The organism is Streptosporangium sp. NPDC051023 (assembly GCF_040689595.1).
Classification (GTDB): Bacteria; Actinomycetota; Actinomycetes; order Streptosporangiales; family Streptosporangiaceae; genus Streptosporangium.
Genome location: NZ_JBFBCE010000016.1, coordinates 123,903 through 139,674, shown reverse-complemented (window position 1 = coordinate 139,674; position 15,772 = coordinate 123,903). Strand labels below are relative to the sequence as shown.

Below are 15,772 nucleotides of genomic sequence, written 5' to 3'. Positions count from 1 at the left end.
CCGACCCCAAGCCGTTCATCTGGACCAAGACAGCCGAAGAGATTCTCGACTCCCTCGCCCGCTTCTGCCAACGAATCTCAGGCGCAGGACACTAGTACCAGGGACAGAGTGTCCTCATGATCGATTTTTTTGGCGGGCGATGAGGACGCCCTGTCCTAGTTGAGATCGAGGGCCCTCGCCAACGACCTCACCGTGGGCGAGGGCCGCGTCTCTGCCTCGCGGATCTCCTCGACCAGCGACCGGGCAACTCCTTGGTGGCGAAACCACACTGGTGACTGCGCCCGGGCCTCTTCGATGCGTTCAACAGCAGCGTCCCTGTGGCGGGAATCAAGGTGTGCTTGAGCGACATCGAGGAGGTGTCGGCCATAAGAGATGCCCGCGAGGTCGCCGGGACGGATGCGTCTTGATGCACGTAGCGCCTTGTCTGGTTCCTTGCGTACGGCGTAAGCGTGCGTTGCCTGCATAGCGACGGTGGCGGGCCCAAATGACGTGTTGTAGATGCGAGTGCGCTGGCCGAGACGCTCAGCTCCCGCAGCGGCCATCGCAATGTAGTCGGCCACGTCTCGGCCGCTGGCGGCTGCGGGAGCGAGTGCGGTCATGAGCAGGTTGCCCCAAGCGGCAATGCGGTTGGCGGGTGCCGAAAATGACGGTTCAATCCGGGTCGCCATGGATATGGCGAGGTCCTCTGCCTCTTTGGTGCGAGCCTGATGCAGCAGGACCCATGAGTAGGTGGCGTGCAAGGTGGCCCATAGAAGTTCGTCGTTGCCGCTATGAGCGGTCGTGATGGCCCGTTCGGCACCGATCGCGGCCAGGTCGTCTCGGCCGAAATGCACCATCATGTTGGCGGCGAGATCGTAGGCCATGGCCAGCGGGTAGACCGCAGTCTCACCGAGGGCGGAGTGGGTGAGGCGCGCTTCAGCGATTAGCCCAGGCAGTTGGGCAACGAGCGTCGGGAAATCACCATCCCAGTAGCGGCGGCACGCGTCGTCCACCGCGGCCCTCATGTCTGTCAGGGGAGTGGGTTCGCCGTCGTGGCCGTCGTCGATGCCTGGCAGGAGGGCGGGCGACAGTAAGGCATCTCGCAGCGCCAATACGCCGCCGCCTTCGTGCTCGGCGCTCATGCGGTTGCGCTTGCCGGTGAGCTCGGACAGGTCGACGTCTAGGGCGTTGGCGAGTTTCATCAAAGTGCTCACCCGCGCTGATCGTCGCTGACCTTGTTCGAGCTTGGCGACGATGTCCCTGCTGAGTCCGGCGCGATCGGCAAGTTCCTCCTGGGTCAGCGATCGGACTTTTCGGATCCTCTTGAGCTGAATGCCAATGGTGCTACCGTCGTTCATGGGTCCTGCACCTTCCTGAAGTCGACAACTCTCAGGCTAAGGTGCGGGCCCTTTACTGTGCAGGGGGAAGCGTCAGGTTCTCCTTTGACCGTTGCTGCTCACTTGGCTTCCTCTGCTGCTCGCTGGCGCATCCGCTCGGCAGCGCCCTCGAAGATGCGCGACAGCACCGAGATCTGCCACATCGACAGGGGCGGAGCTTCGTCCACGATTTTTCTGATTATGGCCTTTCGCTCCGCTGCTTTCTGCTCGGCGAGCCGGGCGGCGGCTTCGGGCGTGAGTTTGCGGCCCATCGTGTCCTCTCTGGCCATAGCTGGATCGTCCTGGCCTCGCCGGTAGCGAGCGTCGCCCCTTAGTTGCCCGGCTGCAGTGCGGACCTGTCAGGTAGTTGGCACTCCACGTCGGGCGAGACCTGGCAGCTGGGCGAAGTGTCCGCTTATACAGGGCCGTGTGTGACTCAAAGTTGTGGCCCTAGGGCCACAACTTAGGGTGAACTTAGTAGGCCCTAGCCTGCAGGATCGTGATCGACCCGAGCTCACCTGAACCCATCTACCAGCAGCTAGCTGGACTGCTTAGGGACGCAATCGACCGCGGTGAGTATGGTCCAGGTGAACGGTTACCGAGCGAAGTCCGGCTGTCGCAGATCCATGACCTGGGTCGCGACACCATTAGAGACGCCCTCAACGTTCTACGGAGTGAGGGGCGGATAGTCACGACGAGGGGTTCGGGAACTCGGGTGCGCGCTGATCGGGAGATCCAGGTGATCGTCCTGCCGCCGGGTGGGGAGATCACTTCTCGCATGCCCACCCCTGCAGAGCGGGTGCAGTGGGACATACCGCCAGGTGTTCCGGTGTTTGTGGTTGAGCACCCTGACGGAGAACCAGAAGTCATCCCTGCGGATCGGGCACGCCTAGCGGTTCCAACTGAGATGCATCCCAGCAGTGGAGACGCTGCGAATTAGAGCTCGGGGAGCGGCACCAGGATGCTCCCCGCAGGGCGGGCCACCCCGGCAATAGCTCTGCCGGGGTGGCCCTTTCCCCTTGAAGGGGCCGCACCGCCGCTGCCTGCCTCGGGCTGGACAGAGTCGGCGATGCGGCGTACTCATCCCTCGCCTGACGTGGCTGCACGGCTGCGATGTCGGATCGTAGCTGATCAGATCCGAACTGTCACTGATCGATTTTCATCAAGTGCCTACTGTCGAATTTGGCATGTCATGCACTACTGCTGTCTGGGGTGATCGCGTAAGGAGATTCCCTTCGGGGTGACCTTTGGATCTTGATAATCTACAGCATCGGATTTCACGTATACGCACAAATGCCGACCTGCATCGATGCAGGTCGGCATGGACAGGAAGGCTGAAAGTATTAGAAGTCCGGTGCTCTATCCAGCTGAGCTAAGGGCGCTCCCGCCTAATTGTGCATGATCCTGGGAGTGTCCACGCATCGGATTTCCGTCTGTGTCGTGAGGATCACTTCACGGGCGGGCGACCGGCGCGCGAACGCTCGGGTTGCGATGGCGGCCAGGGAAGTGTACCCGAGGGAGATCTGCCCGGTGGCGCGGGCGTGCTGGTGGTGATCTGCAGTTCGCCGGGTGTTTCACCGGAAATCGTTCGCCTGGGTGGGTGGACCGGTCTAGGCTCGTATGCCATGTTCGCCGCCACAGTCCAAGAGGAAATTCCCTTGCTGGGCGGTGATGTGACCGATGGGGTTGTGCGGGTCGGTGACACCGTCCGCAGGCCCACCCGGGCTTCCACGCGGTCGGTGCACGCGCTGTTACGTCACCTGGAGGCGGCGGGGTTCGACGGAGCGCCCCGGATCGTGGGGGTCGATGGGCAGGGCAGGGAGGTCCTGACCTATGTCGAGGGTGAGTCCGCGCCCAGGCCGCTGCCCGCGTACGCGGTCACCGACGAGTCGCTGACCGCTCTGGCGGTGCTGTTGCGGCGCTTCCATGACGCGTCCGCCGGGTTCGTCCCTCCGCCGCACGCCGTCTGGGAGGCGGGGTCCAACGACGACGCGGCTCCCGAGCTGGTCGGGCACTGCGACGTCAACCTCGACAACGTGATCTTCCGTGACGGGCTGCCCGCCGCGCTGATCGACTTCGACATGGCCAGGCCGACGACCCGGCTGTTCGACGTGGTGACCACCCTGCGGCACTGGGCTCCGATCGCCGACCCTGCCGATCTGGAACCGCTCCAAGTCTCCCTCGAGGTCGGGCCGCGGCTGCGGCTGTTCTGCGACGCGTACGGCCTGGCCCCACGCGACCGGCGCCGTCTCCTGGACCTCGCCCGGGTCCGCTTCGACCGTTCCTACCTCGCCATGCGCAGCAAGTCCGTCGCTCTCGGCGGCGGCTGGGCCCGGATGTGGGACAGTGGCGCGGGTACGCGCATCCGCCGGGCGTGCGCCTGGCTCGAGAAGAACCAGGACCGGCTCCATGCCCATCTCGTCTGATCAGTCCGGCCGGTCCGTGTCGGCGGGAGCCGGATCTGGCCGGTCCGCCTCGGGGACCCGCCAGGGAAGGGGACGGGCGGAGGCCCTGGGGATGCTCGCCGGGGTTGTCGCCGACGCCGTCCTCGCGGACCCGAGGCGCGGGCATCCGGTCGCCCTGTTCGGACAGGCTGCCGCAGCGCTGGAGAAGCGGGTGTACGGCGACGCCCGCCCCGCCGGGGTCGGCTACGTTGTGCTGTGCGTCGGCCCGGTGGCGCTGCTGGGAGTGGCCGCGGCCAGAACGGGGAACCCCGTGTTGCGGGGCGCGCTGAGTGCGGTGGCGACCTGGGCGGTGCTCGGCGGCACGACGCTGGGGCGCGAGGGTATGGCCATGGCGGAGTTCCTCGAGGCGAACGACCTCGCTGGGGCGCGGGGGAGGCTCTCGCACCTGTGCGGACGTGATCCCTCTCTGCTGGAGTCGGCCGAGCTGGCCAGGGCGACGGTCGAGTCGATCGCGGAGAACACCTCGGACGCCGTGGTCGCACCGCTGTTCTGGGGGGCGGTCGCCGGGATCCCCGGGCTGCTGGCCTACCGGGCGATCAACACACTGGACGCCATGGTCGGTCATCACAACGCCCGCTACGAGCATTTCGGCTGGGCCGCGGCCAGGCTCGACGACGTCGTCAACTTCGTCCCGGCGCGGATCACGGGCCTGCTCACGGTCCTCTGCGCCCCTCTGGCAGGCGGCTCGGCCACTCAGGCGGCGAGGGTGCTGCGCAGGGACGGCCACCGCCACCCGAGCCCGAACGCGGGCCGTTGTGAGGCGGCCTTCGCCGGGGCGCTCGACGTCACGCTCGGCGGCACCAACGTCTACGGCGACCGCGTCGAGCACCGGCCCGAGATGGGGGACGGGCCGAAACCGTTGGTCGGGGACGTCCGCCGCTCCGTACGGCTGGCACGGGCGGTCGGCCTCGCCGCGGCGGGCGTGGCCGTATTGACGGTGTTCCTGCGCTCGCGCCGGTGACCGGCACTGGAGATCGGCGCCCCCGGATCGCTGGACACCCTGGAATCGCTGGACACCCTGGATCGGCTGGTCTGGGGCAGCCAACCCGAACCGACAGCTCCGGGACCGGCGTGTCTCCGGCCGACGGGCTCCGAGACGGCTGATCCTGGGCTCGGCGGGCTCCCGGGCCACCTGGGGGCGGCTGCCGGACCATGTCACCGGATCGCGCTGCCGGGCCATGCTGCCGGATGGGGCTGCCGGACCCATGGGACTCGGGTCGGCGGGTTCCGAGGCGGTTGGTTTCCGGCGGGGATGCCCTGGGTGGGCGATACGGCGTGCCGCACGTCATGCTGTGAGCATGACTGTCGACCCCCCGGAGAGCCATCTGCCGTCCACGCCGCCTGTGCGCTCCACGGCGTCTGCGGCGTTCACGGCGTCCATAGTGTCCACGGCCTCCGTGCTGTCCGTGCTGTCCGTGCTGTCTGTGTGCTCCATGCCGCCTGCCCGCCCCGCGTCGCCCGTTCGCGGGACGCCCCAGGACGCCCCCCGGACGAGCGCGGCGGCCGCCGCGTGAGGGGCTCGCTGCTGGTCGCCGGGACCACCTCGGACGCGGGCAAGAGCGTCGTCACCGCCGGGATCTGCCGCTGGCTGGCCAGACAAGGCGTGAAGGTCGCGCCGTACAAGGCCCAGAACATGTCGCTGAACTCCTTCGTCACCGCGGACGGCGCCGAGATCGGCAGGGCCCAGGCGATGCAGGCCGCGGCGTGCGGCATCGAGCCGACCGCGGACATGAACCCGATCCTCCTCAAGCCGGGCAGCGACCGGCGCAGCCAGGTCGTGGTCATGGGCAGGCCGCTGGCCGAGGTCGACGCGATGGAGTACTGGGAGGTCAAGGAGCGGCTGCGCCGGATCGCCGTCGAGGCGCTCGAACGGCTGCGCGGCTCCTACGACGTGGTGGTCTGCGAGGGAGCGGGCAGCCCGGCGGAGATCAACCTGCGCAGGGGCGACATCGCGAACATGGGCCTGGCCCGTGCCGCCGATCTGCCGGTCATCGTGGTAGGGGACATCGACAGGGGCGGGGTCTTCGCCTCGCTGTACGGGACGGTCGCCCTCCTGGAGCCCGCGGATCAGGCGCTGATCGCCGGTTTCGTGATCAACAAGTTCAGAGGGGCGCCCGAGCTCCTCGCGCCCGGCCTCGACATGATCAAAGACCTGACGGGCCGCGAGGTGTACGGCGTGCTGCCCTGGCTCGACGGCCTCTGGCTGGACGTCGAGGACTCCCTGGCCCTGGACAACCGGCCCAACCGGCCCGTGACCGGCACGCACGCGTCGTACGGCGGCCAGACCTTGCGTGTCGCCGTGGTCAGGCTGCCGCGCATCTCCAACTTCACCGACGTCGACGCCCTCGCCGCCGAGCCCGGTGTGACGGTGCGCTTCGTGGCCTCCCCGGCCGAGCTGGACGACGCCGACCTGGTCGTGCTGCCCGGCTCCCGCGCGACGGTCTCCGACCTGGCCTGGCTGCGCGCGAACGGGCTGGCCGACGCCCTACGGGGACGGGCGGTGCTGGGCATCTGCGGTGGCTACCAGATGCTCGCCAGGACCATCCACGACGAGGTCGAGTCGGGGGCGGGAACGGTCGAGGGGCTGGGCCTGCTGCCCGCGACGGTCGAGTTCGCGGCGGACAAGACGCTGGGCCGTCCGGTCGGCAGCGCGTACGGCTGCCGCGTCGAGGCCTACGAGATCCACCACGGCGTCGTGACGGCCGAGGGCGGCGAGCCCTTCCTTGACGGCTGCCGTTCGGGTTCGGTCTGGGGCACCACCTGGCACGGAGCACTGGAGAACGACGACTTCCGCAGGGCGTTCCTCACCGACGTCGCGGCCGTCTCGGGGCGCGACTTCACCCCCGCTCCCGGCGTCTCCTTCGCCGCGTTGCGCGAGGAAAGGCTGGACGCCCTGGGGGACCTGGTCGAACGGCACATGGACACCGATGCCCTGATCAGGGTCCTTGAGAGCGGAGCTCCGCGGGACCTGCCGATCCTGCCACCGGGCGGACCCTTGCGTGAGGCACCGGACTTCTCGCAGAATCTCGCACAATAGAGCCATGGAAGGTGAATGATGCTCCGGCTCGTGGTGATCCTCCTCGTCGTTGCCGTGGTCCTCGTGGTGGTCTTCCGTCCGGGGCCGCTTCTGCGCGCCCTCAGGGGGGACAGGCGGCCCGCCCTCGACGATCCGCGTGAGATCCTCAAACGCCGTTACGCGGCGGGGGAGATCGACGAGGACGAGTATCTCCGCCGTATGTCGGGCCTCTCCCAGGACTGGTAGCCCGCCGGACCGTCCAAGGCACCGGCAGCCCCGCGAGCCCGGGGCGGAACGTGGTCCGCTCACGTCCCCGACGCCGTCAGCCCGTCGCCCCTTCCGGGCGGCAACGGTCCATGGTTGTACGGATTTCTCAGTACGTTGCGGCTTTTTCGATGATCCTTGGAGACGAATGCCACAACGTGCCGAGGAGCAGCATGTCCGGACTGGAGGCGGTCGTCGCCGCCGCGGGGAAGGCCGTCGCGGAACGCGCCATGCGGGAGGGGCTCGCCACCCGCGCGGCCAGGATGGAGCGGGGCGCCGACCTCGCGACGCTGATCCGCAGCGGTTTCCCCGACCGGTTCGTACGGCGCAGCCTCGAACGCCAGCTCGGAGCCATCGCGGACGGGGTCGAGCGGCGGCTCGCCGTGCTCGTCGAGCAGGAGTACCGCGGTCTCACGGAGGACGACAGGACGGCGGCGCTGCACGAGGTCGTGGCGACCCTTGAGGCCGCCGATCTCTCGGACGGGGCTCTCATGGCCGCCGACATGGACCCGGTCAAGCTCGCGGGAAACCTCAGGGCCGGGCTCCCCGACCCCGTGAGGCAGCTCGGCGAGGCCGGGGCCAGGCTGTACGACGTGCTGCTCGACGAGTGCCTCGACTGCCTGGTCCGCATCGTCCAGCAGCTCCCGCAGTATCTTCCCCGGGCCGCGAGCGAGGTCCTCGGCCGCCTCTCCTCCGTGGAGGAACAGGTGGCCGCGCTCGGTCAGCAGATCGCCTCGGGGCTCGCCCGCCTGCCCGTGCGCTCGCTCGACGCGCCCTCCGGCACCCAGGACGACGAGGAGTTCGAACGCCGCTATCTCGAACATCTCAGCACGACCCTCGACGAGGTGGAGCTGTTCGGTGTCCGGGTGGAGAACTACCGCCCCCGTGCCACGCTGAGTGTCGCCTACATCAGCCTCAGCGTCTCGGCGGACGATCCGGCGAGGAAACGCGCTCCAGAGCGGATGCGCCTCGCCGAGCTGACCGAGACGACCGGCGAGCGCGAGGCGGCCACTCTGCGCGTCGAGAGCGCGCTGGGCCGCTCCCGGCGGGTCCTGCTGCGGGGAGACGCGGGCTCGGGCAAGAGCACGCTGCTGCGCTGGCTGTCGGTGACCGCGGCGCGCGGTGGCTTCTCCGGTGAGCTGGCCGGGTGGAACGGCTCCGTCCCGTTCGTCGTCAAGCTGCGCAGCCACCCCTCGGGCAGGCTGCCCGGTCCTGAGGACTTCCTCGCCGACGTCGCGGGACCGGTCGCGGGGCGGATGCCCGACGGGTGGGCGCACCGGGTGCTCGACGCGGGTCGGGCGTTGCTGTTCGTCGACGGGGTCGACGAGCTGGCCGTACGGCATCGGCCCGCGGTCAGGCAGTGGCTCGGCGGCCTGCTGGCCGCCTACCCCGGGACCGTGACCGTGGTGACCTCCCGCCCCGCGGCGGCCGACGCGCGCTGGCTGAGCGAGGAGGGTTTCTCCTCGATCTCGCTGGAGCCGATGACCCCGTCGGACCTGCGAGAGCTCGTACGGCAGTGGCACACGGCGATGCGAGGCTCCAGGAGCCTGCCGTGCGCGTCCGAGAGGCTCGACGAGTACGAGGGCGCGCTGCTCGCCAGGTTCGAGAGCAGCCCGCACCTGCAGACGCTGGCCTCCTCCCCGCTGCTCGCGGCGATGCTCTGCGCGCTGAACCTGGACCGGGGCAAGCAGTTGCCGCGCAACCGGATGGGGCTCTACGCGGCGGCGCTCGAACTGCTGCTTGAGCGCAGGGACGCCGAGCGGGGGATCGCCGCAGAGGTCGTGCTCGAACCGGAGCAGAAGGTCAGGGTGCTGCAGGATCTCGCCTGGCAGCTGGCGGTGTGGGGGCGTTCCGAGCTGTCCACGGCCACGGCGCTCAGGCGGGTCGAGGAGAAGATCCGGACCATGCCCAGGGTGAACGCGCCGGCGCGGGACGTGCTCGATCACCTGTTGCAGCGCAGCGGGGTGGTCAGGGAGCCGGTGCCGGGGCGGATCGACTTCGTACACCGGACGGTGCAGGAGTATCTCGCGGCCAAGCAGGCCGTCGACGACGCCTACGTGGAGCCGCTGGTCGAGCGGGCGCACCTGGACCAGTGGCGGGAGACCGTGGTGATGGCCGCCGGGCACGCCAACGCCCCCGTACGGCACGAGCTGCTGCGCGGCCTGCTCGACCGGATCGACGAAGAAGACCGTCACGGGCGCAGGCTGCGGCTGCTGGTCGCGGGCTGCCTGGAGACGATCCAGGAGCTTCCCCGCGATCTCGAGGACCGCGTCGAGGCGTGCCTGGCCACAGTGATCCCGCCCAGGAACGCGGCGGAGGCGAGGGTGCTCGCGCTGGCGGGCGAGGAGATCCTCCGCCGCCTTCCCGACGATCTGGGCGGGCTGTCGCAGGCGAGGGCGGCGGCGACGGTGCGGACCTGCTGGCTGATCAACGGCGCCGACGCCCTGCGCAAGCTCGCGGGATACCGGAAGGATCCGCGCTGGAAGGTTCAGCAGGAGCTGATCGCCGGGTGGAACTACTTCGACCCGGAACGGTACTCCGCCGAGGTCCTGGCGGACGCGGTCCTGCTCGACAGCGCGCTGACCATCGAGAACCCGCGCCAGCTGGGCGCTCTCCAGCACCTGGGGCGTCTCAGATCCCTCCACGTGTCCATGGACGACTTCCCCATCGACGACCTGGGGTTCCTCCGGCACCTGCCGTCGTTGCGCTGGCTGCACCTGGACTCCGTCGGGGAGGCCGACCTCGGCGAGGTGGCGTTCCCCGCCGAGCTGGAGCATCTGTCGATCGGCATGCAAGTGCGGCGCTCCGCCGACCTCGGACTCCTCGCCCGTCTGTCCGGGCTGCGGAGTCTGAGCCTGCGGAACCTCGACTTCGAGGCGGATCTCGGCTTCCTCGACTCCCTGCCCCGGCTCGACTCGCTCGTTCTCAGCAACGTGGAACGGGTCCGGGACTTCGGTCCGGTCGCCCGGCAGACCGAGCTGGACACCCTGTCCCTCTACGGGGCGAACCAGCTGACGGACGCGGCGTTCTTCGCGAGTTTTCCCCGTCTGGGGAGGCTCAACGTCAGCTTCCTGAACGTCCACGGCGGTCTCGCCGCTCTCGCCGAGCACTGTCCCGGACTCGTCAACCTTCGCCTGTGGGACACCTCCGTCGGCGACCTGGGGGCGCTGAACGTCCTCGACCTCACCCTTCTGGCCCTGTCGGACTGTCCGGAGGTCACGGACCTGGGCCCGCTGGCCGGGCAGCGAAAGCTCGAGACCCTGATTCTCACGGACTCGGCCGTCTCCGACCTCGGTCCGCTGGCCGCGCTCCGGGAGCTTCGCACCCTCTTTCTCACGGGTTCCTCTTGGGGGACGGACCTCTCGCCGCTCGCGTCCCTGGACGCGCTGCGGGACATCGACCTGCGGGGCACGGCCCCCACCCTCGACCTGGCTCCCCTCTCGGGCAAACCGAGGCTCAACGTGATAGCCGACCCCGGTCAGGCACTGCGCAACGTCCACCTGCTCCACCGGACCGCGAAGGTTCAGCGCGGGTGACGGAGCCCGCCGTCTCCGGCGCATCTCCGCACCGGGATCCGGCCCGCCTGGGCGCTCAGGCGGGGGAGACCGGCGCCGGGCGGTTCTCGGTGATCCAGGCGTCGATCGTCTCCCACTGGTCGAACAGCCAGCTGATCTGCGCCTCGCGCTTCCGCGGGATGTCCTCCGCCCGCACCCGCCACCACCTGGCCTTGATCCTGGCGCGCACCGGCAGCCTGCGCCAGATGTCGCCGATCGTGACCAGGTCGTCGAGGCCGGTGTGGGCGACGAAGATCACGTCGGCGGCCGGGCAGGCCTCGATGGCGGCGATGGCTCCGTTGGGGTGGGGGGCCATGAGGTGTTCGAGGCCGCGGGCGCGGGTGGCCTCCTCGACCAGGCCCTTGCGCTCCAGCCGCAGGATGGCCCGCCAGCGGCGTCTCGGCGTGAAGTTGCCGCCCTCCGGGAAGATCACCAGGGCGTCGTCCGCGTCCATGTCCGAGGCCAGGCGGCGGATCTCGGCGACGATGCCGCTCGTCGTCGCCTCGCGAGGAACGAAGGCGTTCGGCAGGCGGTTGATCATCACATCCAGGGAGGGGTCGAGCTGCAAGGCCGCCTTCATCACGATTCTCGGGCGCCTGTCGTACAGGGTGAGCAGGTGGTGGACCAGCAGGACGGAGTCGCCGGGGCCCGCGTGGCGGGACAGGACGACCACCGGGCGGGTGAGGCGGCGGGAGACCTCCTCCGGGGTCGCCCGAGGCTCGTCGATCTCGACGCTCAGCCCGAAGATCCGTACGGCCGCGCCGTACACGCCGGCCAGCAGCCACCTGACCAGGGCGTAATGCCGCTCCTGGTGCTCGTCGTGGTTGAGCCGCCCGCCGAGCCCGCTCACGATCCAGAGCCACAGGCAGGCGACCAGCGCCATCGACTCCAGCGTCAGCCACGCCACCGCGAACCAGACGAGCCGGGTGCCGCGCCGCTGCGGAGGCGGCAGGCGCAGCGAGGCGGCGGTCACCACCAGCAGCCAGACCGGGAGCGTGATCACCGCGATCACGGTGAGCGCGATGAGCAGGGGCGCGAGGACCAGGCGGCGGACGATGCGAGGAGGGAGCAAGACGGTCTCCTTCCTGCCGACCCATACGGATCTTTATATGCCCACATAGAAAGTTTTAGTGCGGCGATACCGCATATGCCGGAAACCTGGGAGGTCTCAGGGGGATTCGGGAGCCTCAGGGGGCTTGGGGGGCTCGGGACACGGCTGCCGGGCGAGGTAGCGGGACGAGGCGTCGTAGGCGCGTTCGATATATCCGGATATCTGCGACGAATCCCGATAGCGGAGCTGGGAGAGGTCGACCCCGGGCCGGGTCTCGGCGCCCGCGGGCATGACATGGACCTCGACGCCGTCGGGCAGTGCGGCCATCTCTTCGGCGAAACGGTGCCTGCGGGCGATCTCGAAGGCGATCAGACCGACCTCCCACGGGCGCCGCGGGACGGTCAGGGGTCGTTCGATCCGGCCGACGTGCAGGACGTAGACGCGGCGGGCGCCGAGGGCGACCGCGCGCCCGACCGGGATGCTGTGGACCAGGCCACCGTCGAGGAAGTGCTCGTGCCCGACGCGGATCGGCGGGAGCAGGCCCGGCACGGCGCACGAGGCGAGGACCGCCTCGACCAGCGGGCCCTTGGTGAACCAGTGGGCGCGGGCGTGCTCGACGGAGGCGGCGACGCACTGGAACGGCACCGGCAGCTCCTCGATGCGAGAGACCGGCAGCGTCCGGGTCAGCAGGTCACGCAGCGGTTCGGGGGAGTGGAGGTGGGTGCCGCTTTTGGCCAGAGTGGACAGCCGAGTCATCCACGACCCGGCGAAGGCCGTGCGGACCACGTCTGAGTTCCACAGCGAGGTGAGGTGCGCGACCGCGTCGCCGGGGTGGGCCGCGAGCACGACGCCGTTCAGCGCGCCGACGGACGTGCCGACGATCACGTCCGGCTTGATGCCCGCCTCATCGAGCGCCCGCAGCATGCCCACCTCGTGCGCGCCGAGCACGCCTCCGCCGCCCAGCACGAAGGCCGTGTCCACGTTCATGGTTTTCACGATAGACGGCTTCGCGCGCCGCTCAAGGCCGCGCGGCTTCGGGGCGTCGGCACGGTGGAGGGCCAGGCCACTCGTGGGCAGGGCGTGTTCCGGAACCTGGCAACGAACGGGCGTTCAACTGTCGAGGTCCGGTCATGGCCGGGACGGCGGCCTCGGGGGCACGATCGGGGACATGACAGAGGTGGTTGAAACCGAAGGACTTACCAAGTTCTACGGTAAACGCCGGGGACTGGAGGATCTCGACCTCCGGATCCACCCCGGAGAGGTGTTCGGATACCTCGGACCGAACGGTGCGGGGAAGACGACCACGATCAGGTTGCTCCTCGACGTGATCCGGCCCACGAGCGGCCGGATGTCCGTCCTCGGCGCCGATCCCCGCGACGCGGCGGTGCGCGGCCGGATCGGCTACCTGCCGGGAGAGCTGACCCTGGAGGGCAGGGAGCGGGCGAGCGACTATCTCGCCTTCCTCGGCGCGATGCGCGGCGGCGTGCCGAAGGGGCGGATCGAGGCGCTGGCCGAGCGCCTGGAGGCGGACCTTTCTGTGCCCATGGGCAAGCTCTCCAAGGGCAACAGGCAGAAGGTCGGGCTCATCCAGGCGTTCATGCACGAACCGGAGTTCCTGATCCTGGACGAGCCGACCAGTGGCCTGGACCCGCTGGTGCAGCAGGAGTTCCTGGCCATGGTCAGGGAGGTCCGGACCTCGGGGCGGACCGTGCTCATGTCGTCGCACGTGCTCGCCGAGGTGCAGGACGTCGCCGACCGGGTCGGCATCGTGCGCGGCGGCAGGCTGGTCGCGGTCGAGGACGTCGCCGCGCTGCGGGAGAAGGCGGTGCGCCGGGTCGAGTTCCACTTCGACGCGCCGGTCCCCCCCGAGGCGTTCGAGAACCTTCCCGGGGTGCGGGACCTGCGCGTCGAGGGGCCGAGCGTGCGCTGCACCCTGGACGGCCGTCCCGACGCGTTGATCAAGGCCGCGGCGAGGTTCACCGTGGTGCACATGGCCAGCGCCGAGCCCGACCTCGAAGAGATCTTCCTGACCTACTACAGCGACGAGGAGGGGCGACATGCCCGCGCTGGTGTCCAAGAGCCTGCGTGACTACCGGCGGGCGCTGATCGGCTGGACGATCGGCCTGTGCGCCTTCCTGCTGCTCTACCTGTCGGTCTATCCCTCCATCACGAGCGATCCCGAGCTGTACGGCCGCGCGGCGGCGGCCAAGTATCCCGGGGCACTGAAGGACCTGATGGGCGGTCTGGACAACTTCACGACCGGCGCCGGATATCTCCAGGTCGTGGCCTACCAGCTGTTCGGCCCGCTGCTGCTCATCATGTGCGCGGTCGTCCTCGGTAACCGGGTGGTCGCCCAGCCGGAGGAGACGGGAACGCTGGAACTCACCCTCACGCTGCCGATCGATCGCAGGAGGCTGGTCCTGGAGCGTTACGCCGCGCTGGTCCTGGGCCTGCTGGGTGTGATGCTGGTCACCTTCGCGCTGGTCGCGGGGATGGCCGCCGCGAACGGCATGGGCGTGCCCCTGGGGAACATCGCCGCCGCGCACGCCGGGCTCTATCTCCTGGTGCTGCTGTTCGGCACGGTGACCGTGGCCGTCGGCGCGGCCACGGGGCGCAAGGGTCTGGCCCTGGCGGTCACCGGGGTGTGGGCCGTCGGCGGTTACGTGGTCGAGACCCTCGGACGTGACGTCGCGGCGATCTCCTGGCTGCGCTGGCTCTCGCCGTTCCACTACTACCTGGACGGCAAACCCCTCTACCAGGGCTTTCCCTTCGGGGACTACGGTGTCCTCGCGGGTGTGACGGTCCTGCTGCTGCTGGCCGCGATGCTCGCCTTCGATCGCCGGGACGTGGGAGTCTGATGGACGAGCTGCTCGGCGGCCCGCTCAGGACACTCCGGCAGGCGGCCGCGACGGGCAGGCTGCCCGTCAGGGCCGAGCTGGACGACTGCCGTGCGGTCGGCGCGCGAGCCGCGGAGCGGGGGACGACGGTGCGTGCGCTGGTCGAGGCCACGCTGGACCTGGCCGCGAACACCGTGGCGAACACGGTGGTGAACATCGCGGCGGACCTGGGCACAGTTACGGGGGCGGGCGTCGCGGCGGGCCCGGCCGTGGGGGCCGCGAGGTCCGTTCCGCTCCCGGCGCTGAGACGCGTGGTCTCCGCCCTGATGGAGGGGTACGAGAACGCCCAGCGGCTGGCCCTGCGCCACGAGGAGGCGGAACGCAGGAGGTTCGTCGACGACCTGCTCCAGGGGCGCGCCGACAGGCTCGCGGAGCGCGCCGCGCATTTCGGCCTGAGCCTCGCGGAGAGTTACGTGGTCGCCGTCGCCCGCCCGGGGAAGGAGCCAGTTGGCGGCGCGGGAGAGCCGGGCGGTGGCGCGGGGGAGCCGGGCGGTGGCGCGGGGGAGCCGGGTGGTGGCGTGGGAGAGACCACGGCGCTGGTGCGGCGGATCGAGGAGGTGATGGTCGGCCGCTTCGGGTCGCACAACGTGCTGATCGCGGCCAGGGAGGGAACACTCGTGTGCGTCACGCCGGGCAGCCTCACGGTCGCCGCAGGGGAGTTCACCCACCATGTGAGGCAGTCGTTCGCCCCGGGCTGGCGGGTCGGCCTCGGACGGCCGCATCGGGGCCCGGGCGGGGTCGTCACCTCCTACCGGGAGGCCGCGGACGCCATCGGCTTCGGCGACAGGCTCGGGCTGCGGGCGCCGGTGCTCAGGGCAGCCGACCTGCTGGTCTTCCCGGTGCTGCTGCGGGACAGGGCGGCCATGGAGGACCTCGTGGCGACCGTGCTCAACCCCCTGCTGAACGCGCGCGGCGGCCCCGAGCCGCTGCTCGCCACGCTGGAGGCCGTCTTCGCCGCCCAGGGCAACCAGACCGCGGCGGCCAGGCGGCTCGGCGTCAGCACCAGGGCGGTGACCTATCGTCTCGAACGGATCCGCCGCCTCACCGGTTTCTCCCCCGACGACCCGACCCAGCGGTTCACCCTGGAGACGGCGGTGCTGGGCGCCCGCCTGCTGGACTGGCCCGCGCATCCCCTGCCCTGATCCCGCGAACCGGCCCGGCCGCCCGCCT

Annotated in this window: 13 protein-coding genes; 9 read left to right on the top strand and 4 right to left on the bottom strand. The window is 69.8% G+C overall.

The genetic code is table 11. The features are described 5' to 3' along the window. Nucleotides 1-155 precede the first annotated feature (155 nt). Nucleotides 156-1,337 carry a helix-turn-helix transcriptional regulator gene (locus AB0395_RS13600; RefSeq protein ID WP_366280399.1) on the bottom strand — a complete coding sequence of 394 codons (1,182 nt, stop codon included), beginning with the start codon at nt 1,335-1,337 and terminating at the stop codon, nt 156-158. Between the two features lie 98 nt (nt 1,338-1,435). Continuing rightward, nucleotides 1,436-1,645, bottom strand: a complete 210-nt coding sequence (locus tag AB0395_RS13595) for a hypothetical protein (RefSeq protein ID WP_366280397.1) — start codon at nt 1,643-1,645, stop codon at nt 1,436-1,438. A gap of 209 nt (nt 1,646-1,854) precedes the next feature. On the opposite strand from AB0395_RS13595, the gene AB0395_RS13590 reads away from it, so the two are divergent. From AB0395_RS13590 to AB0395_RS13565, 6 genes are all read left to right on the top strand, one after another. Then, nucleotides 1,855-2,295 (top strand): winged helix-turn-helix domain-containing protein, encoded by a 441-nt coding sequence (locus AB0395_RS13590; protein WP_366280395.1) that lies wholly within the window; start codon nt 1,855-1,857, stop codon nt 2,293-2,295. Between the two features lie 733 nt (nt 2,296-3,028). Continuing rightward, nucleotides 3,029-3,781 carry an aminoglycoside phosphotransferase family protein gene (locus AB0395_RS13585; RefSeq protein ID WP_366280393.1) on the top strand — a complete coding sequence of 251 codons (753 nt, stop codon included), beginning with the start codon at nt 3,029-3,031 and terminating at the stop codon, nt 3,779-3,781. Between the two features lie 16 nt (nt 3,782-3,797). Beyond that, nucleotides 3,798-4,781, top strand: a complete 984-nt coding sequence (locus AB0395_RS13580) for a cobalamin biosynthesis protein (protein WP_366280405.1) — start codon at nt 3,798-3,800, stop codon at nt 4,779-4,781. 549 nt (nt 4,782-5,330) lie between these two features. Further along, nucleotides 5,331-6,857 (top strand): cobyric acid synthase, encoded by a 1,527-nt coding sequence (locus AB0395_RS13575; RefSeq protein WP_366280391.1) that lies wholly within the window; start codon nt 5,331-5,333, stop codon nt 6,855-6,857. 15 nt (nt 6,858-6,872) lie between these two features. Then, complete coding sequence (locus AB0395_RS13570; RefSeq protein WP_366280389.1) at nt 6,873-7,082, top strand: SHOCT domain-containing protein; 210 nt, start codon at nt 6,873-6,875, stop codon at nt 7,080-7,082. Nucleotides 7,083-7,273: 191 nt separating this feature from the next. Beyond that, entirely contained in the window at nt 7,274-10,636 is a 3,363-nt protein-coding gene (locus tag AB0395_RS13565) for an NACHT domain-containing protein (protein WP_366280387.1), read from the top strand. Nucleotides 10,637-10,691: 55 nt separating this feature from the next. Here the strand turns inward: AB0395_RS13565 and AB0395_RS13560 are convergent, their stop codons facing one another. Together AB0395_RS13560 and AB0395_RS13555 are read right to left on the bottom strand one after the other, a co-directional pair. Further along, nucleotides 10,692-11,726, bottom strand: a complete 1,035-nt coding sequence (locus AB0395_RS13560; RefSeq protein ID WP_366280386.1) for a 1-acyl-sn-glycerol-3-phosphate acyltransferase — start codon at nt 11,724-11,726, stop codon at nt 10,692-10,694. A 96-nt stretch (nt 11,727-11,822) separates the two neighbouring features. Then, nucleotides 11,823-12,692 carry a patatin-like phospholipase family protein gene (locus tag AB0395_RS13555; protein WP_366280384.1) on the bottom strand — a complete coding sequence of 290 codons (870 nt, stop codon included), beginning with the start codon at nt 12,690-12,692 and terminating at the stop codon, nt 11,823-11,825. 181 nt (nt 12,693-12,873) lie between these two features. Here AB0395_RS13555 and AB0395_RS13550 point away from each other — a divergent pair, with 181 nt between their 5' ends. From AB0395_RS13550 to AB0395_RS13540, 3 genes are read left to right on the top strand one after another with little or no spacing between them, the layout of a single operon-like run. Continuing rightward, a complete protein-coding gene (locus AB0395_RS13550) occupies nt 12,874-13,794 on the top strand; it encodes an ABC transporter ATP-binding protein (RefSeq protein ID WP_366280382.1) in 921 nt (306 codons plus the stop codon). Further along, a complete protein-coding gene (locus tag AB0395_RS13545) occupies nt 13,763-14,563 on the top strand; it encodes an ABC transporter permease subunit (RefSeq protein ID WP_366280380.1) in 801 nt (266 codons plus the stop codon). Before AB0395_RS13550 ends, AB0395_RS13545 begins: the two co-directional genes overlap by 32 nt. Beyond that, a complete protein-coding gene (locus AB0395_RS13540) occupies nt 14,563-15,744 on the top strand; it encodes a helix-turn-helix domain-containing protein (protein ID WP_366280379.1) in 1,182 nt (393 codons plus the stop codon). The genes AB0395_RS13545 and AB0395_RS13540 overlap by 1 nt, the downstream gene beginning before the upstream one ends. Nucleotides 15,745-15,772 lie beyond the last annotated feature (28 nt).

Bases quoted from the DNA above. Each gene is read 5' to 3' on its own strand.
- AB0395_RS13600 (WP_366280399.1), bottom strand. From the start codon at position 1,337: ATGAACGACGGTAGCACCATTGGCATTCAGCTCAAGAGGATCCGAAAA.
- AB0395_RS13595 (WP_366280397.1), bottom strand. From the start codon at position 1,645: ATGGCCAGAGAGGACACGATGGGCCGCAAACTCACGCCCGAAGCCGCC.
- AB0395_RS13570 (WP_366280389.1), top strand. From the start codon at position 6,873: ATGATGCTCCGGCTCGTGGTGATCCTCCTCGTCGTTGCCGTGGTCCTC.
- AB0395_RS13565 (WP_366280387.1), top strand. From the start codon at position 7,274: ATGTCCGGACTGGAGGCGGTCGTCGCCGCCGCGGGGAAGGCCGTCGCG.
- AB0395_RS13555 (WP_366280384.1), bottom strand. From the start codon at position 12,692: ATGAACGTGGACACGGCCTTCGTGCTGGGCGGCGGAGGCGTGCTCGGC.
- AB0395_RS13550 (WP_366280382.1), top strand. From the start codon at position 12,874: ATGACAGAGGTGGTTGAAACCGAAGGACTTACCAAGTTCTACGGTAAA.
- AB0395_RS13545 (WP_366280380.1), top strand. From the start codon at position 13,763: ATGCCCGCGCTGGTGTCCAAGAGCCTGCGTGACTACCGGCGGGCGCTG.
- AB0395_RS13540 (WP_366280379.1), top strand. From the start codon at position 14,563: ATGGACGAGCTGCTCGGCGGCCCGCTCAGGACACTCCGGCAGGCGGCC.